Annotated in this window: 21 protein-coding genes and 1 pseudogene; 15 read left to right on the forward strand and 7 right to left on the reverse strand. The window is 70.4% G+C overall.

Going from position 1 to position 23668, the window contains the following annotated elements; all coding sequences use genetic code 11:
- Positions 1-84 precede the first annotated feature (84 nt).
- Positions 85-3627, reverse strand: a complete 3543-nt coding sequence (locus AC07DC_RS22400) for a HAMP domain-containing protein (RefSeq protein WP_478916191.1) — start codon at positions 3625-3627, stop codon at positions 85-87.
- Positions 3628-3925: 298 nt separating this feature from the next.
- On the opposite strand from AC07DC_RS22400, the gene AC07DC_RS22405 reads away from it, so the two are divergent.
- The gene (locus AC07DC_RS22405) at positions 3926-4876 is read left to right on the forward strand and encodes an anti-sigma factor RsbA family regulatory protein (RefSeq protein ID WP_478916192.1); all 951 of its coding nucleotides are present in this window, start codon (positions 3926-3928) and stop codon (positions 4874-4876) included.
- Positions 4877-4936: 60 nt separating this feature from the next.
- On the opposite strand, the gene AC07DC_RS22410 is transcribed toward AC07DC_RS22405, so the two are convergent.
- The 3 genes from AC07DC_RS22410 to AC07DC_RS22420 all read right to left on the reverse strand — a co-directional run bounded on the left by AC07DC_RS22410 (position 4937) and on the right by AC07DC_RS22420 (position 7257).
- Positions 4937-5809: a SigB/SigF/SigG family RNA polymerase sigma factor gene (locus tag AC07DC_RS22410; protein ID WP_478916193.1), complete on the reverse strand. Its 873-nt coding sequence runs from the start codon at positions 5807-5809 to the stop codon at positions 4937-4939.
- Between the two features lie 83 nt (positions 5810-5892).
- A complete protein-coding gene (locus tag AC07DC_RS22415; RefSeq protein WP_478916194.1) occupies positions 5893-6729 on the reverse strand; it encodes an undecaprenyl-diphosphate phosphatase in 837 nt (278 codons plus the stop codon).
- A 342-nt stretch (positions 6730-7071) separates the two neighbouring features.
- Positions 7072-7257: a hypothetical protein gene (locus AC07DC_RS22420; protein ID WP_478916195.1), complete on the reverse strand. Its 186-nt coding sequence runs from the start codon at positions 7255-7257 to the stop codon at positions 7072-7074.
- A gap of 152 nt (positions 7258-7409) precedes the next feature.
- Here AC07DC_RS22420 and AC07DC_RS22425 point away from each other — a divergent pair, with 152 nt between their 5' ends.
- Positions 7410-7646: a DUF5133 domain-containing protein gene (locus tag AC07DC_RS22425; RefSeq protein WP_478916196.1), complete on the forward strand. Its 237-nt coding sequence runs from the start codon at positions 7410-7412 to the stop codon at positions 7644-7646.
- A gap of 34 nt (positions 7647-7680) precedes the next feature.
- Entirely contained in the window at positions 7681-8100 is a 420-nt protein-coding gene (locus AC07DC_RS22430; RefSeq protein ID WP_478916197.1) for a YchJ family protein, read from the forward strand.
- A gap of 23 nt (positions 8101-8123) precedes the next feature.
- Here the strand turns inward: AC07DC_RS22430 and AC07DC_RS22435 are convergent.
- A pseudogene (locus AC07DC_RS22435) lies at positions 8124-8335 on the reverse strand (BRCT domain-containing protein); the annotation flags it as partial.
- Between the two features lie 119 nt (positions 8336-8454).
- On the opposite strand from AC07DC_RS22435, the gene AC07DC_RS22440 reads away from it, so the two are divergent.
- Together AC07DC_RS22440 and AC07DC_RS22445 are read left to right on the forward strand one after the other, a co-directional pair.
- On the forward strand, positions 8455-9252 hold the full coding sequence (locus AC07DC_RS22440) for a maleylpyruvate isomerase family mycothiol-dependent enzyme (protein WP_478916198.1): 798 nt from the start codon (positions 8455-8457) through the stop codon (positions 9250-9252).
- 220 nt (positions 9253-9472) lie between these two features.
- Positions 9473-9670, forward strand: coding sequence for a hypothetical protein (locus AC07DC_RS22445; protein ID WP_478916199.1), 198 nt, complete (start codon positions 9473-9475; stop codon positions 9668-9670).
- Between the two features lie 3 nt (positions 9671-9673).
- On the opposite strand, the gene AC07DC_RS22450 is transcribed toward AC07DC_RS22445, so the two are convergent.
- A complete protein-coding gene (locus AC07DC_RS22450; RefSeq protein WP_478916200.1) occupies positions 9674-10297 on the reverse strand; it encodes a HutD/Ves family protein in 624 nt (207 codons plus the stop codon).
- Positions 10298-10496: 199 nt separating this feature from the next.
- On the opposite strand from AC07DC_RS22450, the gene ehuB reads away from it, so the two are divergent.
- The 10 genes from ehuB (at position 10497) to AC07DC_RS22500 (ending at position 22284) form a co-directional block, all read left to right on the forward strand.
- Entirely contained in the window at positions 10497-11414 is a 918-nt protein-coding gene (ehuB, locus tag AC07DC_RS22455) for an ectoine/hydroxyectoine ABC transporter substrate-binding protein EhuB (protein ID WP_478916201.1), read from the forward strand.
- 12 nt (positions 11415-11426) lie between these two features.
- Positions 11427-12173 (forward strand): ectoine/hydroxyectoine ABC transporter permease subunit EhuC, encoded by a 747-nt coding sequence (ehuC, locus tag AC07DC_RS22460; protein ID WP_478916202.1) that lies wholly within the window; start codon positions 11427-11429, stop codon positions 12171-12173.
- Positions 12173-12808 carry an ectoine/hydroxyectoine ABC transporter permease subunit EhuD gene (ehuD, locus tag AC07DC_RS22465; RefSeq protein WP_478916203.1) on the forward strand — a complete coding sequence of 212 codons (636 nt, stop codon included), beginning with the start codon at positions 12173-12175 and terminating at the stop codon, positions 12806-12808. Before ehuC ends, ehuD begins: the two co-directional genes overlap by 1 nt.
- 70 nt (positions 12809-12878) lie before the next feature.
- Positions 12879-13637, forward strand: coding sequence for an ectoine/hydroxyectoine ABC transporter ATP-binding protein EhuA (gene ehuA, locus AC07DC_RS22470; protein WP_478916418.1), 759 nt, complete (start codon positions 12879-12881; stop codon positions 13635-13637).
- 407 nt (positions 13638-14044) lie between these two features.
- Positions 14045-15403, forward strand: a complete 1359-nt coding sequence (locus AC07DC_RS22475; RefSeq protein WP_478916204.1) for a CoA transferase — start codon at positions 14045-14047, stop codon at positions 15401-15403.
- 97 nt (positions 15404-15500) lie between these two features.
- The gene (locus tag AC07DC_RS22480) at positions 15501-15959 is read left to right on the forward strand and encodes an NUDIX domain-containing protein (protein ID WP_478916419.1); all 459 of its coding nucleotides are present in this window, start codon (positions 15501-15503) and stop codon (positions 15957-15959) included.
- A 240-nt stretch (positions 15960-16199) separates the two neighbouring features.
- Positions 16200-17372 (forward strand): lactonase family protein, encoded by a 1173-nt coding sequence (locus AC07DC_RS22485; protein ID WP_478916420.1) that lies wholly within the window; start codon positions 16200-16202, stop codon positions 17370-17372.
- A gap of 224 nt (positions 17373-17596) precedes the next feature.
- Positions 17597-19738: an NPCBM/NEW2 domain-containing protein gene (locus tag AC07DC_RS22490; protein WP_478916205.1), complete on the forward strand. Its 2142-nt coding sequence runs from the start codon at positions 17597-17599 to the stop codon at positions 19736-19738.
- 174 nt (positions 19739-19912) lie between these two features.
- Entirely contained in the window at positions 19913-20407 is a 495-nt protein-coding gene (locus tag AC07DC_RS22495; protein WP_478916206.1) for a peroxiredoxin, read from the forward strand.
- A gap of 170 nt (positions 20408-20577) precedes the next feature.
- Positions 20578-22284 (forward strand): serine/threonine-protein kinase, encoded by a 1707-nt coding sequence (locus tag AC07DC_RS22500; RefSeq protein ID WP_478916207.1) that lies wholly within the window; start codon positions 20578-20580, stop codon positions 22282-22284.
- Between the two features lie 16 nt (positions 22285-22300).
- Here AC07DC_RS22500 and AC07DC_RS22505 read toward each other — a convergent pair whose 3' ends face one another.
- Positions 22301-23527 (reverse strand): MFS transporter, encoded by a 1227-nt coding sequence (locus tag AC07DC_RS22505; RefSeq protein WP_478916421.1) that lies wholly within the window; start codon positions 23525-23527, stop codon positions 22301-22303.
- Positions 23528-23668 lie beyond the last annotated feature (141 nt).

The raw sequence follows: 23668 nt of genomic DNA on the forward strand, positions 1-23668 counted from the left end.
GATACGGTTTTCGGCCGGAGGTCCGTCGCCGCCGCTGTCGGCGGCGTCCAGTGACGAGGGCGGCGTGATAGGGGTGGGGAGGGTCTACCGCAGCCAGTGCCGTATACAGGCCACCAGGGCGGCGGAGTCCACCGGTTTGGTGACGTAGTCGTTGGCGCCGGAGGCCAGGCTCTTCTCCCGGTCCCCCTGCATCGCCTTGGCGGTCACCGCGATGATCGGCAGATCGGCGTAGTCGGGCATCGCCCGGATCGCGGCGGTGGCCGCGTACCCGTCCATCTCCGGCATCATCACGTCCATCAGGATCAGGTCGATGCCGGGGTTCAGGTCCAGGGCGTCGATGCCCTTGCGGCCGTCCTCCGCGTGCAGGACCCGGACTCCGTGGAGTTCGAGCATGCTGGTGAGCGCGAAGACATTGCGGGTGTCGTCGTCGATGACCAGGATCGTCCGGCCGTCGAGCCCTGCGGCGTCCGCGCCGCGAGAGGTCTCCCGCAGGTGGTGGGACTTCAGGTGGCGTGCGATGCGCTCGCGCAGTTCGTCCAGCCCGGAGAGGACTTCCAGCGGACGGGTACGGGCCCGCTCGGCGAGCTGCCGCTCCCGCACCGGGTCGAGCCGGCGGGTCGGGTGGACGAGGACCGGAATCTCGCGCAACGCCGGTTCACTCATGATCACTTCGAGGGAGCGCAGACCGTCACCGTTCGCGTCGAGTGCCAGCACGACGCAGTCGTACGGCTCGGCGGCGAGTGCCTCCACCGCTTCCGCCGCCCCAGCGGCGCTGCGCAGCCGGACCCGGCCGCGCGGATCGGCCGGGCCGCGGCCGTGGTCGAGTTCGGCGACGACGCTCTCCGCGACGAGCGAGAGCAGCCCGCGCGGCTGGTCCTCGATGACGAGCAGCCGGCGCCGCTCGGACTCGCGCTCCCCGTCCCGGTCGGGGTCCGGCCGCCGGTCTCCGGCCCCGGCCCGGTGCCGCGTCGCTTCCAGGTCCGGTTCCGGTTCCGGGGACGACAGGACCAGCGGCTCCGCCGCCGCCTCGCCGGTCGCGGCCCCCTGCAGGACGGCGAAGTCGGGCCGGGCGACGGGCAGGTGGAACGTGAAGACGCTGCCCTCGCCGGGCACGCTGGCCGCCTGGATCGAGCCGCCCAGCAACTGGGCGATCTCCCGGCTGATGGACAGGCCCAACCCGGTGCCGCCATAGCGCCGGCTGGTGGTGCCGTCGGCCTGCTGGAACGCACCGAAGATCGCTTCGAGCTGCTGTTCCGCGATACCGATACCGGTGTCACGGACCTCCAGGGCCAGCATGGGCCCCTGGGAGGCCGCCACCGCCGGCAGGTCGCCGGGCGGGACCACGAAGACGCGCAGCGCCACCTCGCCCGCTTCGGTGAACTTCACGGCGTTCGACATCAGGTTGCCCAGGACCTGCCGCAGCCGGGCGTCGTCGGTGAGGACCTCCACGGGTGTACCGGACGCCACCTCGACCCGGAACTCCAGGCCCTTCTGCGTGGTCAGCGGGCGGAAGGTGGACTCCACGTAGTCCACGAGCTGGCGCAGCGGCACCCATTCGGGGGCGACGTCCATCCGGCCCGCCTCGACCTTGGACAGGTCGAGGATGTCGTTGATCAGTTGCAGGAGATCGGATCCGGCGGAGTGGATGACGCCGGCGTACTCGACCTGCTTGGACGTGAGGTTGTGGTGCGGGTTCTGGGCGAGCAACTGGGCCAGCACCAGCAGGCTGTTGAGTGGGGTGCGCAGCTCGTGGCTCATGTTGGCGAGGAACTCGGACTTGTACTTGGAGGCGAGCGCGAGCTGCTGGGCGCGCTCCTCCAGTTCCTGGCGGGCCTGCTCGATCTCCAGGTTCTTGGTCTCGATGTCGCGGTTCTGGGTGGCCAGCAGCGCCGCCTTCTCCTCCAGCTCGGCGTTGGAGCTCTGCAACTCCTCCTGCCTGACCTGCAGTTCGCTGGAACGGACCTGCAGTTCGGCGGCGAGCCGCTGCGACTCCCCGAGCAGCTCGTCGGTGCGGGCGTTGGCGACGATGGTGTTGACGTTGGCGCCGATGGTCTCCATCAGCTGGTCCAGGAAGTCGCGGTGGATCTGGGTGAAGCGGTGCACCGAGGCGAGTTCGATGACACCCAGCACCTGGCCCTCGACGACTATCGGCAGCACGATCAGGCTGGCCGGCGGCGTGTGGCCGAGACCGGAGGAGATCACGTAGCCGGCCGGGATGTCGTCGACGGCGATGGTGCGGCGGCTGCGGGCCGCCTGGCCGACGAGGGACTGGCCGAGCTTGAACCGGCTGGGCCGGTCCTCCGATCCGGGGCCCGACGGATAGCCGTAGGAGCAGATCAGCTGCAACTCGGTGCCCTCGGGGGTGTCCTCCGCGAGGTAGAACGCCCCGTACTGCGCGGCGACGAGCGGCGTCAGCTCATCCATGATCAGTTCGGCGACGATGCCCAGGTCCCGGCGGCCCTGCATGAGGGAGGAGATCCTTGCGAGGTTCGACTTGAGCCAGTCCTGCTCCTGGTTGGCCCGGGTCGTCTCGCGCAGGAACTCCACCATCGAGTTGATGTTGTCCTTGAGGTCGGCGACCTCGCCGGAGGCGTCCACCGAGATCGACCGCGTCAGGTCGCCCTCGGCGACGGCGCCGGTGACCTCGGCGATGGCGCGGACCTGCCGTGTGAGGTTCCCGGCCAGCTCGTTGACGTTCTCCGTGAGCCGCTTCCAGGTGCCCGAGACGCCCTCGACCTCGGCCTGGCCGCCGAGCCGTCCCTCGCTGCCCACCTCGCGGGCGACGCGGGTGACCTCGGCGGCGAACGACGACAGCTGGTCGACCATCGTGTTGATCGTGGTCTTGAGCTCCAGGATCTCGCCGCGCGCGTCCACGTCGATCTTGCGGGTGAGGTCGCCCTGGGCGACGGCGGTGGTCACCTGCGCGATGTTCCGGACCTGGCTGGTGAGGTTGTTCGCCATGGAGTTGACGTTGTCAGTCAGGTCCTTCCAGGTGCCGGCCACATTGGGCACCCTGGCCTGGCCGCCGAGCATTCCTTCGGTGCCGACCTCGCGGGCGACGCGGGTCACCTCGTCCGCGAAGGCGGAGAGCGTCCCGACCATGGTGTTGATCGCCTCGGCGAGCGCGGCGACCTCGCCCTTGGCCTCGACGCTGATCTTCTGCGACAGGTCGCCCTTGGCGACCGCCGTCGAGACCTGGGCGATCGAGCGGACCTGGGTGGTGAGGTTGCCCGCCATGACGTTGACGGAGTCGGTGAGGTCCTTCCACGTGCCGGACACCCCCGGTACGACCGCCTGGCCGCCGAGCCGGCCGTCGCTGCCGACCTCGCGGGCCACCCTGGTCACCTCGGAGGTGAACAGCGACAGCTGGTCGACCATGCCGTTGAAGACGGTGGCGATCTCACCGAGCAGCGCCGTGTCGCCGGGCAGCCGGGTGCCGAAGTCGCCGTCGCGTACGGCCGTCAGCCCGGCGAGCAACCTGCGGAGTTCCGGTTCACCGACCGGTCCGCCACGGTCGGCGGAGTCCGCCGCATGGTCCGGGTCCCGGTCGTCCGTGCGGTCCTGCGCACCGCCGGACCGGCCGCGCGGCGGCTTCACCCGCGCACCCGCGTCCACCATGTCGCCCATGCCAGTCCTCATCCCGCCATCACGTCGTCACCGCATGCCGAGCGGGTGCCCGAGGCACTTCCATCTTCATTGCCACATGACAAGTGTTGCTGTCACTTCGCAGGCTAGCCCAGCATCCCGCCTTCCCGGCCCACACGCCAGAACTTCTTCCCGCGCCACCTCCGGACGCAGGGGTGGCAGGGGTGCAATCCTTTGGTCCCGGGCGGGCAGACTCCCAGTCGAGCACAATGGGCCCTTGGGAACGGAAAACCGCACAGTGGTCGCGGGCGGGGCCGCTGCCGATGGAAGGGAAATAGGGATGAGCGCGATGCCGCAGGACGCGGATCGCAGCGGTGCGTTCGCGCACCCGGCGCTCTTCTACCGCGGTACCGACGACTACCTCGACGGAACCGTGCCCTTCATCACCGAGGGCCTCGATCGCGGCGAGCCGGTCGCCGTCGCCGTTCCCGGCCCGAACCTGGCCCTGCTGGAGAAAGCACTCGACGACCGCGCCGCCGAGGTGAAACTGCTCGACATGACGCGGGCCGGCCGCAATCCCGGCCGGATCATCCCCGGCGTGCTGCGGGCCTTCGCCGACGCGCACCCCGCCCATCGGGTGCGGATCATCGGCGAGCCGATCTGGTGGGAACGCTCGGCCACCGAGTACCCGGCCTGCGTCCAGCACGAGGCACTGATCAACCTCGCCTTCGCCGACCGCGACGTCACCATCCTGTGCCCGTACGACGCGGAGCGGCTCAGCCCGGCCGTGCTGGCCGACGCCGCCGCCACCCATCCGGTCCTCATCGACGACGCGGGCAGCGTCCCCAGCCCGGACTACGCCCCCGCGCACGTCGTCGCGAAGTGGAACGTACCGCTGCCCGAGGCCCCGGACGGGGCGCGGGCGCTCGCCTTCGACAACGCGACCCTGACCGAACCCCGGCTCGCCGCGTCCCGGTACGCCGTCGGCGCCGGCCTGGACCAGGACCGGATCCCGGACGTGGAGCTGGCCGTCAACGAACTGGCCACCAACACCATCCTGCACGGCGGCGGCTCCGGCACCCTGCGGCTGTGGACCGAGGACGGCCACCTCGTCTGCGAGCTGCGCGACCGCGGACATCTCACCGATCCGCTCGTCGGCCGGGTCCCCGTCGTGCGCGCCACCCCCGGCGGCCGCGGGATGCTGCTCGTCAACCACCTCGCCGACCTGGTGCGGATGCACACGACGGCGGCCGGCACGACGCTGCGCGTGTACTTCGCCCTCAGCCCGTAGACCGCCGCGGCCGGTAGGCAACCGCGGCCCCGTGGGCCACCGCGGATGCCTCCTGGCCGGTTACTCCTGGACCAGCAGCTGCCCCCGCAGCCGCGTCAGAGTCCGGTTGAGCAGCCGCGACACGTGCATCTGCGAGATGCCCAGTTCCGCACCGATCTCCGCCTGCGTCATCTCGGCGCCGAACCTCATGTTCAGGATGTGGCGGTCCCGGGGAGCGAGTTCGGCGAGCAGCGGTTTGAGGCAGTGGAGGTTCTCCACGAATTCCAGCGCGGGGTCGAGGTCCCCGAGCCGGTCGGCCAGCACGCCCTCGCCGCTGCCCTCCTCCTCACCGGCGGGGATGTCGATGGACCCGGCGACGTAACCGTTGCTGGCCAGCTGGCCCTCGGTGACCTCCGCCGGGGTCAGGTCGAGCAGCGCCGCCAGCTCGTCGGTGGTGGGCGCCCGGTCCAGCCGGCCGGCCAGCTCCTCGGTGGCCTTGGCGAGCTCCAGGCGCAACTCCTGCAGACGGCGCGGTACGTGCACGGCCCAACTGGTGTCCCGGAAGAAGCGCTTGATCTCGCCGGTGATGTACGGAATGGCGAACGTGGTGAACTCGACCTCGCGCGACAGGTCGAACCGGTCGATCGCCTTGATCAGACCGATCGTCCCGACCTGGACGATGTCCTCGCGCGGTTCTGACCGGTTGCGGAACCGGCCGGCGGCGAAGTTCACCAGCGATATGTTCAACTCGATGAGGGTGTTGCGGGCGTACTGGTACTCGTGCGTGCCCTCGTCGAGGGTCCGCAGCCGGTCGAAGAACAGCTTCGACAGCTGCCGTGCGTCCTTGGGCGCGAGCTTGCCCGGGCACTCCACTCGCGGCAGCTCCACCCGGTCCACGTCCGCCGCCGACCGCACAGCGGTCGGAGAGGTCTTCGTCACCACCGAGCCGGCCATCTTCGCCCTCCTCAGGAAGTCCCACCGTCGAGGCGTCGTCTACCCCGACACTGCGGGCACACACCCCGCGTTGCGGCGGGAGCTCAGGCGCTCAGGACGTTGGTGCCGAGCAGGGAGAACAGCAGGATCCCGATGATGATGCGGTAGACCACGAAGACGTTGAACGAGTGCTTGGCGACGTACTTCAACAGCCAGGCGATGGAGGCGTAGGCGACCACGAACGACACCAGCGTGCCCACGGCGAGGGCCGTCACGTCGACGCCACCACCAGTGGCGTCCTTGAGCTCGTAGAGCCCCGCGCCGGTCAGCGCCGGGATCGACAGGAAGAACGAGAGCCGGGTGGCGGCCAGCCGGTCCAGATCGCGGATCAGGCCGGTGGAGATCGTGGCACCGGAGCGGGAGAAGCCGGGGAAGAGCAGCGCGAGGATCTGCGAACTGCCCACGATCATCGCGTCCTTGAGGGTGATCTCGTCCTCACCGCGCTTGAACCTGGCCATCTGTTCGGCCACCCACATCACGACGCTGCCGCCGATGAGCGAGGCGGCCACCACCCACAGCGAGGCGAGCGGGCCGTCGATGAGGGGCTTGGCGAGGAGGCCGACGACGACGATCGGGATGGTGGCGTAGATGACCCACCAGGCGAACTTGTAGTCGTGGTTGCCGCGTTCGCTCTTGTTGGCGATGCCGCGTCCCCAGGCGCTCGCGAACCGGACGATGTCGCGGAAGAAGTAGACCAGGACGGCGGCGATGGCCCCGACCTGGATCACCGCCGTGAAGCCGACCACCGCCTTGTCGTCCACCGGAATGTTCATCAGCCCCTCGGTGATCTTGAGGTGGCCGGTGGAGGACACCGGGAGGAATTCGGTGAGCCCTTCCACCACTCCGAGAATGGCGGCTTGGCCGACGCCGATCGCACTCATTGGTCCCGTCCCTGGAATTCGCGTCGAATGACCGGCTTGGCGGCGCCGTTGTCAACAGTGGCCCTCACGAACACACCCAACGTCTACAGAATTGTAGACGTTGGGTGTGACTGTAGAGGACGGCCCACCCACCGGGCAGGCCGGGACCAGGGTAACGACGGTGCCAGGTGATCGAGAAGTCGTCCCCCGTAGACGCTGCCCCGGGCGTACCGGCCGTGCGGGAACACGGCGACCGTTCCGGAGGCGCCGGTGGTGAAGGGGACGGCGAGTTCGGTCCAGCTGCCGGACGACGCCCTCTACCCCTCGGCCCGATCCGGGAGCAGCATCGACACCATGGGGGCGTCAGCGGATCTGGCAGCCTGCGACGAGTGCGGCCGTAGCGATCGAACGGTCCGCGACCTCGGCCTGCGCGCACCCCTGGCCCTGTGCGACACCTGCTTCCGCGCTCTGCTGGAGGTACGGGTGAACCGTCAGCCGCTGCCCCTGTCCCAGATCCTGGACGACGTACGGCATTGCTCTCCGGGTCACGGGTAGGCGCGGTGTGCCGAGGACGACTCCCAAGGTCGTCCGGTCGTCGAGGAGATCTCATGGGAATCGAGAACCAGGTCGAGAACACTCCCGGCAAGCACTGAACACCGTCCCGTCGGGCACTTCCTGCCACTCACCCAAGGAGTACGACCATGCTGATGGCGCATCCCGCTGTTCTGCGCGACTTACTGGAGCGCTACGAGAGGCTCGCCGTGCAGGCACGGGACGACTCGGCCGGACCGCAGGACCGCCGCCGGCTCGAGGACACCGCCTACACGCTGTGTGTGATCACCGGCTTCCGCACGGTCGGCCGGGCGATCGAGGCCGCCAGGCAGCGGCTCGCCACCGAACCCGGAGCGGCGTCGGTCCCCCGGGCCGTGGCCTCGTAGATCCGCGTGACCGCGGGGCCGTCACAATGAGGGTGTGACACAGAACAGCGCACGCCCGTCAGTGACGGCCCGGCCCGCCTCGCCCTGCCCCTGCGGACTCGACGCGTCCTACCGCGACTGCTGCGGCAGGCTCCACAGCGGCCAGGCCACGGCTCCCACCGCGGAGCGGCTGATGCGCTCCCGCTTCAGCGCGTTCGCCGTTCGCGATGCCGCGTACCTGCTCAGGACCTGGCACTCCACGGCCCGGCCGTCCGGCATCGAGTTCGAGCCGGATCAGCAGTGGACCCGGCTGGAGATCATCGGGACGACGGACGGCAGCGCCTTCCACACCGAGGGCACGGTGGAGTTCCGCGCCCACTACCGCCTGCACGGGCACACCGACGCGCAGCACGAGGTGAGCCGTTTCGTCCGCGAGGACGGACTCTGGGTCTATCTGGGCGAGGCCACCGCGTGACGTTCACGATGCGGGCGTGACGTTCACGGTATGAGTTCGCCGAGCAGTTCGGCGAACTCCTCCGGGGTGATCACCGGATCCCGAGCTCCTCCGCCTTGGCCTTCTTTGAGCCGGCCTTCTCCCCCGCAACCAGCAGGCTGGTCTTCTTCGACACGCTCGACGACGCCCTGCCGCCCGCGCTCTCGATCAACTCGTTCATGGCCGTACGGGACAGCTCGGCCAGCGCGCCGGTCATGAGCGTGCGCAGCTTGTCACCCGAGCGGTGGGAGGCGAGGACGACGTCCGCGATGGCCAACCGGCGGCGACTGTGAAAATCGCTGTCCGATCACCGGAGCACGGTGATAGACATCCGGCGTGGAAAAGAATCTTGACTTCCCTGACCTGCTGCGACTGATCGATGAACGGTCGACCGCCTTCCGCGCCGCGGTCGCCGCCGCGCCCAGTCTCGACGCACAGGTGCCGACCTGCCCCGAGTGGACGCTGTTCGATCTGGTGAAGCACCTGGGTGGGGGAGACCGTTTCTGGGCCGCCATCGTCGGCGCGGGGCCTGCCGACGCTCCCCCGGCCGAGGCCGCCGCTGCGCGCGCCGCTCTGGAAGTGCCGCGGGAGCGTGAGGCCCTGCTGGCCTGGCTGGCCGCGTCGACGCAGCTTCTGCTGAGCGCCCTGCGCGAGGCAGGACCGGACGCCGGTTGCTGGGCGTGGTGGAGTGCCCTGCAGACGCCGCGGACCTCCGGCGGAGTCGCCCGGCACCGGGTCCAGGAGAGCGCGGTGCACACCTACGACGCCCAGCTCGCCGCAGGCGCTCCGCAGCCGCTGCCGGTCGAGGTCGCCCTCGACGGTGTCGAGGAGTTCCTGTTCACCTGCGTCGCGTCGCCCAGCGCCTGGCCGCACAAGCCCACGTCCTTCGACTTCCACACCGCCGAGGGCCGCTCCTGGCGCCTCACGGTCGACAGCGACGGCGCACGCTCCACCCGCATCCCCGCGCCCACTGCCGCGACCGGTGAGGACTCGGACGCAGCCGGCGCCTCCATCCATGGCACGGCCAGTGAGTTGGTCATCTACTTGTACGACCGTATCCCGGCCGACTCCTTGCACGTTGACGGAGACGCAGGACTGCTCGACCTGCTCCGCGCCTGGGAGCCGGAGGAGTAGGACGTAGCGGGGGCGATCGCCCGCGCCAGCCGGCGGTAGGTGGCATCGTCGAGGCGGGAGTCCCCGCCGCTGTAGTAGGCGGCGGACGCTGCGGTGGCCTCGGCGACGGCCCGCGTCTACGACTCGGCATCGGCCGGCTGGGCCGTGGTGATCTCGGTCATGAGGACATCGTGCCGCCCACCCTGACATTGCGCCGTGGCGACGTGGAAGAGTGGTCGCCATGAGCCCCACAAACCCCGCCGAAGCGGCGGGACCGGCCGACCGGGACGGCTCCGCCGGACCGCCCGACACCGGCGCCGACCACGAGGGCGGGGAGTCCGCGTGCTGGCTCGACCGCGTCTGCCCGCAGTGCGACGCGGTCGCCGACAGCGCCCCGCCCACGCGCTGTCCGCGCTGCGGCGCCGAGCTGCCCGGATAGGCGCTAAGCCGCGTCGCCCGCGGGCCCGACGGTGATGACGGCCGCTCTGCCCTCGGACCGCAGGGTCGCGGCGGCGGTCGCCGCGCCGGTACCCGTCCCCGGCATCAGCACCGCGTCGAAGCGGGCGAGCCGGTTGTCATCAGCACCGACGGGAAAGACGTAACCGGGGTCGATGAAGAACTCGACGTCGTCGGCCAGGGCGACGAGGAGTACGGAACCGTGCACGGGGACCTCGGCCGTATGCGTGCCGTCCACGATGCCGACCGTGGCCACCGCCCGTCCGCGCCGGGTCATCGCGTTGAGATTGACGATGGGGCCGCCCGTCAGCCGGCAGCCGGTGACGGCGTCGCCGGAGAACGCGAAGGGGCGCAGCGGAAGGGCCGGCGGGTGGGTGACGCCGTCGGTCGTCAGCACCATGCCCGCGCCGTCGACCACGGTGATGATCCGGTCGACTCCGGGGAGGGCGGAGTACGGTCCGTCCCCGACGACGTCGGCGAGGCTCACCCGCCAGTCGAAGTCGGCCATGCCCGCGCCCGCCGGGCCCGCGGCGATCTCACGCGTCACGCCGCCGCCGTTGCTCCAGGGCGTCGGCGCGCGATCGCGGGCCAGCAGAATCAGCGCTTCCATGCCGTAGATCGTCGCGGGGTGGCGGCGCCCACGTCAAATGGTCCGGCTCCTCGCAATCGGCTCAACCCTCGCAAGTTGCGCATCTACGGATAACCATCCCCACCTGCGACTTCGTTGAATGCAAACGGTGTTGCCGGGTAGGGGCGGCCCTCATGTGGTGTCACGCACCAGGTGACGCACGTGACTGAAGGGAACATCCATGTCGCAGCGCAGCACCTTCTCCCGCAGAGGATTCCTGCTCGGGACCACCACTCTGACGGGAATGGCGGTAGTGCCGGGGCTGCTCACGGCGTGCAGCCGCACCGAGACCGGGACGGGAGCACCGAAGGGCGACGGCGAACTGCTGGCGAAGCTCAGGAAACAGGGATACGTGCGGGTCGGATTCGCCGGCGAGGCGCCGTACGGGTTCAAGGACGGCACCGCGCTGGCCGGTGAAGCCCCCACCTTGCACAAGGAGATCTTCTCCGCGCTCGGGGTGGCCGAGCTGCGCCCCACGCTCACGGACTTCGGCGCCCTCATCCCCGGGCTGGCGGCGGACCGTTTCGACGTGGTCAGCGCCGGGATGGCGATCACGCCGGAGCGGTGCGACAAGGTCATCTTCTCGGAACCGGAGTTCATCTCCCCCACCGCGCTGATGGTGCGCAAGGGCAACCCCAAAGGCCTGAGCGACCTCGCCTCTGCCGCCGCCAAGGGCGCCACCGTCGGTGTGCTGACGGCCGCGGTCGAAGCCGGGTACGCCGCCGGAGCGGGTGTCGGGGACTCCAAGGTCAAGTCGCTGGCCAAACAGCAGGACGGGCTCGACGCGCTGGTCGCCGGACGCATCGACGCCTTCGCGCTGACCGGGATATCCCTGCGCTGGCTGGCGAAGACCAACAAGGGCGCGGACGTCGAGGTGCTCGAACCGTTCCTGCCGGAGCTGAAGGGCAAGAAGCAGTACAGCCCCGGCGGCGCCGTCTTCCGGCAGAACGCCGCCTCCCTGCGCGATGCCTTCAACGGCCAGTTGAAGAAGATCACCGGCGATCCCGAGCACTACGTCGCACTCATCGGGAAGTACGGCTTCACGAAACAGGAGGTACCGCCGGCGACGCTGCGGACCGCCGACCTGTGCAAGGGGTGACGAGCCAACCCGATGAGCGATTTCCTCACGCAGTTCTCCCGGTCCCTGCCGAGTATCTGGCAGGGCATCTCCGTCACTCTCCAGGCCACCGTGCTCAGCGCGCTGGTGGCCCTGGTGCTCGCCTTCACCTTCGGCTTCATGTCCCGCTCGGAGCACCTTCTCGTCCGGGGCCTGTCACGGGTCGTCGTCGAGTTCCTCCGCGGCACCTCCCTGTACGTCCAGCTGTTCTGGCTCTTCTTCGCGCTGCCGATCCTCGGGTTCAAACTTGAGCCGCTGGCCTGCGCCGTGGTGGCCTTCGGCCTCAACTACGGTGCCTACGGCTCCGAGGTGGTGCGCGGGGCGCTGAACGCCGTGCCCCAGGCGCAGTGGGAGGCGGCCGTCGCGCTCAATCTGAGCCCTTGGCAGCGGATGCGCCGGGTGATCCTGCCCCAGGCCTGGGTCCAGATGATCCCGCCGTTCAACAATCTGCTCATCCAGCTGCTCAAGTGCACACCGCTGATGTCGTTGATCACCATCTCCGATCTGACCTTCCAGATGGACCAGTTGCGCTCGACGACGGGCAACACCGCGGCCGCGTACGTGACCCTCCTGGTCATCTACTTCGTACTCGCCTACGCGCTGACGCTCCTGATGAACGCGCTGGAGGCGGTGGCCAAGGCCCGTCTGGGCCAGGGGCCCGGCCTGCGCGGTCTCCTCAAGCCGGCATCCGCCGGCGTCACCGATCCCGGCGGCCGTACCGCAGGGGCAGGTGGTGTGTGATGTGGGACTGGAACACCGCCCGCGAGGGGCTGCCGGTGGTCCTGCACGGTTTCGGGATCACCCTGCTCGCCACGGTGCTCGGATCCGTCGTCGCCATGGTGCTCGGGCTGCTGATCGCCGTGCTCCGCCGCGCGCCGACCCGATGGGTGACCGTGCCCGTCCGCGTCGTCGTGGAGTTCGTCCGCTCCACCCCGGTGATGATCCAGCTGTTCGCCGTCTGGGTGCTCGTGCCCAGCCTGGATCCGCTGACCATCGGTATCGCCGTCCTCGGCATCCACTACGCGATGTACACCTCGGAGGTGTACCGCGCCGGGATCGACGCGGTGCCCCAGGGGCAGTGGGAGGCGGCTGTCGCGCTCTCGCTGCCGCGCGGCCGGTTGTGGCGTGCGGTGATCCTGCCGCAGGCCGTCCGCAAGGTCATTCCCGCGCTGGGCAACTACGTGATCTCCATGTTCAAGGAGACCCCGTTCCTCTCGGTGATCACCGTGCAGGAGATGGTCCACGAGGCGAACGAATACGGCAGCGTCCATTTCGCCTATCTGGAGGCGTTCACCCTCGCCGCCGCGATCTTCCTCGTCGCGAGCTACCCGACCTCGATGCTGATGAGAAGGCTGGAGAAGCGCCTTGCTGAGTGACTCGAAGAACGACATCGAACCCCGCAACGAGAAGGACGACGGTCCCGGGGACGACACCCCGGTCGCGGACATGGTCCGCTTCGATCAGGTGGTGAAGCGCTTCGGCGACCACACCGTCCTGGACCGCCTCGACTTCGGGCTGCAACGAGGTGAGCGGGTCACGCTGATCGGGCCGAGCGGCTCCGGCAAGACCACCATCCTGCGGTTGCTCATGACCCTCGAACGCGTCACCGAAGGCACCATCCATGTCGACGGGGAGCCGTTCTCCCACATGCCGGGGGGCCGGGACAGACTCGTGCCGGCGAACGAGAAGTACCTGCGAGAACGCCGGCGCCGGATCGGCATGGTCTTCCAGCAGTTCAACCTCTTCCCCAACATGAAGGTGCTGGAGAACGTGACCGAGGCGCCCGTCCACGTCCTCGGCCTCAGCCGCGACGAGGCGGCCGAACGGGGCCGCGAGCTGCTGGACCTGGTGGGCCTCGCCGACAAGTGCGACGCCCATCCCACCCAGCTCTCCGGTGGCCAGCAGCAACGCGTCGCCATCGCCCGCGCGCTCGCCATGCGGCCGGACATCCTCCTGCTCGACGAGGTGACGTCCGCGCTCGACCCGGAGCTCGTGGCGGGCGTGCTGGACGTCCTGCGGGACATCGCCCTGAGCACCGACATCACCATGCTGTGCGTGACCCACGAGATGGGCTTCGCCCGCGATGTCTCCGACCGGGTGATGATGTTCGACCAGGGGCACGTCCTCGAAGCCGGGCCTCCGGACCAGCTGTTCGGGGCGCCGGAGCACACCCGGACCCGCGAATTCCTGAGCGCGGTCCTCTGAGCGAGCGCGGTCCGCGGCGAGAGCGCTGTCCGCAGGCGAGAGCCGACGCGGCACCGCGCCGTGCCCGTGCACGCCACCCCGCCCCGCCTCGGTTTCGGGGCGGGGTGGGACGTCGCGACGGCATCACGGCGTCTGACGGCGCCTGGGAGGCGGATGCGCGAACGCCCGCTGAAACGCCGCTTCTCGAATCCGCTCACACCGGGCCGGGCGTGCACGGACGGTGCCTCGTATGTACCCCTTTCGCCTCTGAACGGGAGGATCGGGACTGCATCTGAGCTTCCCGCTTCCCGGCCCGCGCGTCACCGTGCGAACACCGTCCGCCGGCGTGCGCCGTTCGCACGGGGCGTGAAATCCGTGCGCGCCCCCGGTCCGCCACCGGCCCGACCCCCCTGCAGCACAATGGACCGATGACACAGGGAATCGACGCGGCCACCGCCCAGGCCTGGGCCGCCCTCGGCGGTGCGGCGGAGCTGGTCGGGAGGGTGTCGTACATCGCGTCGAGCGGCGTCCTTCCCTCCCGGCTTCCGGTACGGGAGTTGGCCCGTGCGACGGTCGGGGTGTGCTCGTTGGCTGCCGCGGAGCTGTCCGCTCGCCGTTCCGGGGGATCCGTACCGGCGGTGCGGGTGGACGAGGGATCGGTGGCCACGGCCTTCGTCAGCGAACGGCATCTGCGGATCGACGGACGGACGCCGACGTCGTTCGCCCCGCTGTCCGGCTTCTGGCGGGCGGCTGACGGCTGGGTCAGGACGCACGCCAACTACCCGCACCACAGAGCCCGGCTCCTGGCCGCACTGGAGATCCCCGACGAGGGCGACGACGGCACGCTCGCCCAGCAGCTCTCGGACCGGCTGCTGACCCACCCCGCCCGATGGATCCAGGAAACGGTCCACGCGGCGGGCGGGCTCGCCGTGGCCGTGGCGGAAGGCAGCGGCGCGGAACTCCCCCTCGTCGAAGCCCGTCGGATCGGGGACGGCGCACCCCGGCCGCTGAGCGCGGCGGCATTGCCGGCCGACGGCGTCAGGGTGCTCGACCTGACCAGGGTCATCGCCGGACCGGTCGCCACCCGCACGCTGGCGCTGCTGGGCGCGGATGTCCTGCGCGTCGATTCCCCCGGTCTCCCGGAGCATCCGGACGCCCACGCCGACACGGGCTTCGGCAAGCGCTCGACGCTGCTGGACCTGGAGGTGCCCAAGGACCGGCTGCTCTTCGAGGAGCTCCTGTCCTCGGCCGATGTCGTGATCACCGGGTACCGGCCCGGCGCCCTGGACCGCCAGGGTCTGGCTCCGCGGGATCTGCTGGAACGGCGGCCCGGACTGATCGTCGCCCAACTCTGCGCCTGGGGCTGGGAAGGGCCGTGGGCCGGCCGCCGCGGCTTCGACAGCCTGGTCCAGGCCGCGACGGGCATCGCCGGGATCGAGGCTGCCGCCGACGGGCATCCCGGGGTGCTTCCCGCCCAGGCCCTGGACCACGGCACCGGCTATCTGCTCGCCGCCGCGGTGCTGCGTGCTTTGACCGACCGCCAGGACACGGGTGGCGGCCGGCACCTGCGGCTCTCCCTGGCGGGAACGGCCTCCTGGCTGACGCACGGCATCCGCCCCGCCGCCACCGACGGCGCCGCCTACGACCCGGAGTCGTGGCTGGCCGAAAGGCCCTCACCGTACGGCCGCCTCCGCTACGCCCTCCCTCCGATCAACTACGGCGGAGGCCCTGGCGACTGGGACCGGCCGCCCTCCTATTGGGGCTCGGACAGCCCCAGCTGGATCTGATCCCGTCCCGCCCGGTCGCATCACCGACGAAAGGACCACCGTGGCCCGTCCTCCGGCCGCCGATCCGTCCCGCGCCCTCGCGCCCGCGCTGGATTCGATGACGCTGCTCGCCGCGGCCGTGATCGTCCACGATGTCGGGAAGCAGCGGGTCGTGCTGCTGCAACGAGGTCCCGGGGCGAAGTACGGGCAGGGCCTGTGGGATCTTCCCGTCGGCAAGAGCGATCCGGGTGAACCCGTCACGGACACAGCCGCCCGTGAACTGCGGGAGGAGACGGGCCTCGTGGTCGACCCGTCGGCGCTCCGTGTCGCCCATGTCATCCACGGTGCGTGGGGCGTCGAATCCCCCAACGGCTTCCTCAGCGTCGTCTTCACCACGTACGACTGGTCGGGGGAGCCCGTCAACCGCGAGCCGGAGAAACACTCCGCGGTCCGCTGGTTCGACCTCGACGCCCTCCCCGCGGAGATGGTGCCCACCACGGGTCACGCACTGCGCTGCGTCCTCGCCGACGGCCCGCGAATCTCGCTGCACGGCTGGCAGGACCGTACGCCCGGCTGACAGCTGTCCCGATCCGGCGCGAACCCCTCCGACCTGGTCCGTCGCGAACGACCGCGCGGATACGGGGCATATGGGCAGCGACGTTCCGGTGGCCGATTCCGGTTCTGCCGGAACGCACGCATTGCACCACGCGCAACACGCGTTGCGGAGGTCACCGGACTCTGCTCCCCTGGAGCACCGCACAGCAGCGGACCGGCAACGCAGTATCGGGAGGTGTGTCGCGTGGAGGTCAACGCAGGCATGGGCAGGCGGGGTCTGCTCGCCGCCGCGGCGGCGGCTGCCGCCACGGTGGGACTGGGGTGCGCCCCGGGGGCGACCGCGCGGGCGGATCTGCCGGCGCGGAAAGCGGGGCGGCCGTCCGCCGCCGGGCCCAGGCCGCTCCATCTCGGCGTCTACACCTCCGTGAGCGGCGGCGGCAAGGGCGTCGCGCTGGCCACGTACGAGCCCTCGACCGGAGCGATTACGTCCACCGGGGTCGTCACGGGAGTCGGGGATCCGTCCTTCCTGGCCCTCGGCCCGGCCGCCGGCACGCTGTACACCGTCAACGAGCGCTCGCCGGGCGCCGTGACCGCGATAGCCCTGCACGGCGGCAGCGGCGGCGCGCCGAAGGTGCTGGGGTCGCGGCCCACCGGCGGCGACGGGCCCTGCCATCTGTCCGTTCACCCGGGCGGCCGATACCTGCTCAGCGCGAACTACGACTCGGGCAGTGTCGCGGTGCACCCGATAGGCCAGGACGGAAAACTGGGCGCGCGCACCGCGCTCGTACGGCACAGCAGCCCGCCGCCCGGACCCGGGCAGGACGGGCCGCACGCCCACCAGATCATCACGTCCCCGGACGGCCGCTTCGTCCTCGCCGTCGATCTCGGCAACGACACCGTCTACACCTACACGCTCGACGAGACGGCGGGCACGCTCCACCAGGTGTCCTTCGCGGCTCTGCGGCCCGGCGCGGGACCGCGGTCGCTGACGTTCCACCCCGGTGGCCGGTTCGCCTACCTCGCCAACGAGTTGGACAACACCGTCGTGGTCTGCGCGTACAACGCCACGACCGGGAAGCTGACTCCCGGCGCCCCGCAGCCCACCGGGACCGGGAGCGGCAAGAGCTATCCGGCGCAACTGCTGGTCACCGCCGACGGAGCGTTCGCGTACCTGGCCAACCGCGGTCACAACAGCATCACCCGCTACGCCGTCGAGAACGGCGGCGCGGCCCTGCGCCTGCTGGACACGGTGCCGGTGGGCGGCGACTTCCCCCGGCACATCGCCTTCGATCCGACGGGCCGGCTGCTCTTCGCCGCCAACCAGAAGTCGGCCACGGTCACCGTCCTGAGTGTCGACACCAAGACCGGGAAACTGACCCTGACAGGGCGGCCGTTCGCCGCTCCCGGCGTGGTGTGCGTACTGCCGTCGCCGTAATCCCCCAGATACCGCTGGGAGGTGCCCCCACAGCTACCGCCGGGCGGTGCCCCCAGGCGCCGCGGCGGCGCTCCGTCTCCCCGGCGAACGGGGCCCTCGACCCGGAAGCGCATCGCGCTTCCGGGTCGAACTTCTTGACATGTCCTGCCAGTACCGCTGTGATGTGGTTGCTTTCGTTCGACCCCGTTGAATTGTGCGCCATTTACCCTCGCATGGAGCCGCACATGCAGCCCGAACGTCACACCATCAGACAGCGTTTGGCAGCCCTGGCTGCCTCCCTGACACTCATCACGGGTGGTGGGGCGCTCGCCGCCACTGCCGCCGTCACCGTGCAACTGGCCACCGCACCACCTGCCGCGGCCGTCGACAACGGCCTCGCGCTGACCCCGCAGATGGGGTTCAACAACTGGAACTCCACGCACTGCCGGGCGGAGTTCAACGAGACGATGGTCAAGGGCATCGCCGACATCTTCGTCTCGCAGGGCCTGAAGGGCGCCGGCTACAGCTACGTCAACATCGACGACTGCTGGGCGCTGCCCAACCGTGACGCCTCAGGAAATCTTGTCCCCGATCCGGTGCGCTTCCCCAACGGCATCAAGGCCGTGGCGGACTACGTGCATTCCAAGGGTCTCAAGTTCGGCCTCTACTCCAGCGCCGGCACCAAGACGTGCGACACCCTCGGATTCCCCGGGGGTCTCGGCCACGAGCAGCAGGACGCCAACCTGTGGGCGTCCTGGGGTGTCGACTACCTCAAGTACGACAACTGCAACAACACCGGCGCGGACGCCCAGACCCGGTACAAGGCGATGGGCAACGCCCTCAAGGCCACCGGCCGGCCGATCCTCTACAGCATCTGCGAATGGGGCTCCAACCAGCCCTGGAACTGGGCCCCGAACGTCGGCAACTCCTGGCGCACCACCGGCGATATCAGCGACTCCTGGTCCAGCATGATCGGCATCGCCCACCAGAACCAGTCGCTCGCCCCGTACGCCAAGCCGGGCGCCTGGAACGACCCGGACATGCTCGAGGTCGGCAACGGCGGCATGACGGACACCGAGTACCGCACCCACTTCAGCCTCTGGTCGCAGATGGCCGCGCCCCTGCTGATCGGCAGCGATCTGCGCAGCGCGAGCGCGGCGACGCTCGCCATCCTCAAGAACACCGACGTCATCGCCGTCGACCAGGACAGTCTCGGCAAGCAGGGCACCGTCGTGACCAACTCCGGTGGAAAGGTCGTGATGACCAAGGCGCTGGCCGGAGGCGACCGGTCGGTGACGCTGACCAACGAGAACGGGTCCGCGCAGACGATCTCGACGACCGCGGAGGCGGCCGGTATCGGCGGCGCGTCCTCGTACACGCTCAAGGACCTGTGGTCCAAGCACACCAGCTCCACCACCGGGACCATCAGCGCCTCGGTGCCCGCGCACGGCACGGTGATGTTCCGGGTGACACCCGGCAGCCCCGTCCCGCCGCCGACCGGTATCAACCAGCTCAGCGACCTGCCGTGGACGTCGGCGACCAACGGCTGGGGCCCGGTCGAACGTGACCACAGCAACGGCGAGCAGGCCGCCGGCGACGGACGCACCCTCACCATCAACGGCACCACCTACGCCAAGGGCCTGGGCACCCACGCCCCCAGCGAGATCAGCTACTACCTGGGCGGCAGTTGCCGTTCGGTCAACGTCGACGTGGGTGTGGACGACGAGGTGTCCAGTCCGGGCACGGTGATCTTCCAGCTCTACCGGGACGGCACGAAGGTCGCGGACAGCGGGCTGCGGACGGCCAACGACGGTCCCCAGCATCTGAGCGCCGACCTGACCGGCGGAAACCAGTTGAAGCTGGTCGTCACCGACGGCGGCGACGGCATCAACTACGACCATGCCGACTGGGCCGACGCCAAGCTGGCCTGCGGCAGCGGTCCGGCCGCCGGCACCAGCGCGCTCAGCGACCTCAACTGGGCATCGGCGGCCAACGGCTGGGGCCCGGTCGAACGCGACCGCAGCAACGGCGAGCAGCCCGCCGGCGACGGACGCACCCTCACCATCAACGGCGCCACCTACGCCAAGGGCCTGGGCACGCACGCCGCCAGCACCGTCATCTACTACCTGGGCGGCACCTGCACGTCCCTGACAACGGATGTCGGCGTGGACGACGAGTCGACGACCAACGGCTCGGTGGTCTTCCAGATCTACCGGGACGGCACCAAGGTCGCCGACAGTGGCCTGGTCACCGTCAGCGATGCCGCAAAGCATCTGACGGCCGATCTCACCGGCGGCCTGGAGCTGAAGCTCGTCGTCACCGATGGCGGCAACGGCAACACCTCCGACCACGCGGACTGGGCACTTCCGCGCCTCACCTGCGGCTGATCCCCGCACCGGCGCGACCGGCCGGACGGGCCCGACCCGTCCGGCCGGAACCGCCCGAACGACCGGAGCCTGCCCGGCCTCCAGCGCACGGCCGGGCAGGCCCTACCATCTGCGCAACACGGTGATCGCGTCCCGCCGCCGGGCGGCACCGACGCCGAGGCCAAGGGAGCGCACATGTCCAAACAGCCCGCAGTGGGTACGCCGGCCCCCGACTTCACCCTGCCGGGGCTCGTCCTCGGCCAGGACGATGCAGTCGCCGCCGAACGGGCCGACTACGCGCTCGCCGGACAGCTCGGCAACCCGCTGCTGCTGGTCTTCTACCCCGGCGACGACACGGCCGTGTGCACCAAACAGCTGTGCTCCTACACGTCCGACCTGGACCGTTTCACCGGCCTCGGCGCCACCGTGTGGGGCATAAGCCCGCAGGACCTGGACAGCCACGAGTCCTTCGCCCGCAAGCACCGTCTCGGCTTCCCGCTGCTGGCCGACACCGACCGCACCGTGGCCAAGGCCTACGGCATCGCCGTTCCCGGACTCGGTCTGCGCCGCTCGGTGTTCCTGCTCGACGGCGAGGGCACCGTGCGCTGGAAGCACGTCGCGCTGGCCGGCCTCTCCTTCGTGACCACCGACGTGCTGGCGGAGCAGCTCGCCGCGGTGCAGGTCGGCTGAGCGTCGCCCGGCGGGTCCGCCGAACGCCGGACAGGGCGGCGGACCCCGCCCCATAATCGAACAGGCTCTCGTGCAACCACCGGGGGCGCCCAGGCGTCCACCCATCAACCGGTGGCTCCGCGGAAATCCCGCGCCGGAGCCCGCCCGAATTCGACGAGGTGCGCCCGACGATGTCCGACCCACGAGACCCCAGACGGTCAGAACCCGAGTGGTCCCTTCCCGGCTACCGCGCGCTGCGCGTCCTGGGACAGGGAGGCAGTGGCAAAGTGGTGCACGCGGTCGACGAGCGCAGCGGCGCCGAGGTCGCGGTGAAGTACCTGAACGAGGAGAGCCGGGCGCGGCCCGGCCTGCTCGGCAGCTTCCGCGACGAGGCCCAGCTCCTGCGGCAACTGGACTCCCCGCACGTGGTGCGCGTCTACGACTACGTGGAGACCGCCGAAGGCGCGGCGATCGTCATGGAGCTCATCGAGGGCGTATCACTGGGGGCGATGCTGCGGGCGAACGGCGCGGCCGTCCCCGAAGCGGCCCTGTCGATCCTGAAGGGGTCCCTGCTCGGTCTGGCGGCCGCCCACGCGGCCGGGGTGGTCCACCGCGACTACAAGCCCGGCAACGTGATGGTCGCCAACAACGGCATCTCCACACTGGTGGACTTCGGCATCGCCGTGCAGCAGGGCGCCGACGCCCCGAGCGCCGGCACGCCGCCCTACATGGCACCCGAGCAGTGGCGCGGCGAGCCCGCGTCACCCGCCACCGACGTCTACGCGGCGACGGCGACGTTCTTCGAATGCCTCACCGGTGAGCGCCCGTACACCGGGGCGACCATGGCCGAACTGGCCGTCCAGCACATCACCGCGCCGATTCCGGAGCACCGCGCGCCGGAGGAACTGCGGGCCCTGATCGGGCACGGGCTCGCCAAGGACGCCGCAGAACGTCCCCCGAGCGCCACCGACTTCCTCGCCGAACTCGAAGCGGCTGCCTGCACCGCGTACGGACCGGACTGGGAGCGCCGCGGACGGCGGGCGCTCGTCGGCCTCGTCGCGCTCTTCGTCGCCCTGCTGCCGAGCGCCCTGCGCGACGCCTCCGCGCCCCCGCCACCGGCACCGCCCACCCCGCCGGATCCGGGTGCCGCCGCGGGCCTGCCGTTCGGCGGCGGCAAGCCGCGGCGGCTGCCGCGCGGTCGCGTCGCCGCGATGGTGGGCGGCAGCGTCGCCCTGCTGGCCCTCGCCACGGCCGGCACGGTCGTGGCCCTCGCCGGCACCGGCAAGGCCCCGCACCACACCGACGGCCTCTCGGCACCGCCCTCCGTCACCACGGAGCTCACCGGAACCAGCGAGCCGCCCGGCACCACGTCCCCCGGCGGCACGACCGTCAGCCCGAGCCTCACACCGACAACATCAGCGTCCACGTCCACTACGCCGACACCGACGGACAGCACCACGGGCCTGACGACCCCGACCACGACTCCCCCGACGACAGCTCCGACGGACCCGCCGACAACGGCTCCGACAACAACGTCGACCACTACGTCGAAGCCGCCGCCCCCGGTGGTCAAATCCGTCGCGGTCGACAAGTTCGGGGCAAGCGGTGGGGCGACAGCCACGGCCTCCTTCTCCATCGGCAACGGCAGCACCGGTGCCTTCACCGTCACGTTGACGTGGTACGACGCGGACAGCAAAGGCAATCCCGTCGCGACGGACGGACCCTCCGAGACGTTCACGTTCAACGGGCAGTACAACTTCAGCAGGTCGCACACCTTCGACGGGCTCAACTGCAACCGAATGTGGGGTGTTCGGATCTCGACGAAGCCGGCCGCCGCTGACCAGAGCGCCGCCTACCTGTCCACCCCGGTCCGTGCCTGCGGCACTCCCCCGCGTTGACCGCCCAGCGCGAGCGCTACGGGACGGGGTTGCGCGAGTCGTAGCGCGCGAACCTCGGCTGCAGGGCCGCCAGGGTGATGACGACCGCGATGCACGCCAGTCCCCCGCCCACGATGGCCGTGCCGGGTGAGAAGAGGTCGGCGGCCGATCCGGCGAGGAAGTCGCCCAGCCGGGGGCCGCCCGCGACGACGACGATGAAGACGCCCTGGAGGCGGCCGCGCATGTCGTCGGGGGCGGCGGCCTGGAGCATGGTGTTGCGGAAGACCATGGAGACGGTGTCGGCGCAGCCGGCCAGTGCGAGGAAGACGAGTCCGAGCCACAGGTTGCGGGTGAGGCCGAAGACGGCGACGGCCGCGCCCCAGCAGGCGACCGAGACCAGGACGGCGAGTCCCTGGCGGTGGATGCGGCCGAGCCAGCCGGAGAAGAGGCCGCCGAGCAGCGCGCCGACGGCCGGGGCGGCTATGAGCAGGCCGACGGTCCTGGCGTCCCCGGCGAACCAGATGACGGCGATGGCCGGGAAGAGCACGCGCGGCTGCGCGAGCACCATCGCGGCCATGTCGGTGAAGAAGGTCATCCGCAGATTGGGCCTGCCGGCCAGGAAGCGCAGTCCGTCCAGGACGGAGGCCCATCCCCGGCGGCCGCTCCCGGCCTTCGAGGCATCGCGCTCGGGGGTCATCGAGGGCAGTCGCCACATGGCGTAGAGGGAGGCGGAGAAGGTGACCACGTCGATCAGGTACGCGGCCTGGTAGCCCCACAGGCCGACGAAGACGCCACCCAACATGGGACCTGCCATCGTGCCGAGGCCGCCGGCGAGCGAGGCCAGGGCGTTGGCGGCGGGCAGCTGCTCGGGCGGGAGCAGGCGCGGGATCATCGACGAGCGGGCCGGGGAGTTCAGGGCGAAGCAGACGGACTGCAGGGCGACGATCGCGTACAGCAGCCACACCTGCCGCAGGTCGAGCAGGGCGGCGCCCGCCAGGAGACCGGACAGGACGGTCGCGCCGCAGGCGCTGGCCAGGCCGAGTTTGCGGCGGTCTACGGCGTCGGCGATGGCGCCGCCGTAGAGCCCGAAGATGACGAGAGGGACCAGGGAGCACAGGCCCACCAGCCCGACCGAGAAGCTGGAGCCGGTGATCGCGTAGACCTGCAGGGACACCGCCATCGCGGTCATCTGCTGGCCGATCCAGGAAACCATGTTGCCGAACCACAGCCGGCGGAAGTGCGGGGACTCGCGCAGCGGGGTCAGGTCGGCGAGGACACGTCCGGCGGTACGGCGGGGAAACCGGGCGGGCGGCGTGGTGGCCGTGCCTGCTGCGGTCTCCCGGGGTTCCGCTGAATCTTCGGATCGCTTGCATCGGAGCACCCGGCACGGTAACAACCGCTGCCC

The organism is Streptomyces sp. NPDC045021, from assembly GCF_056432645.1.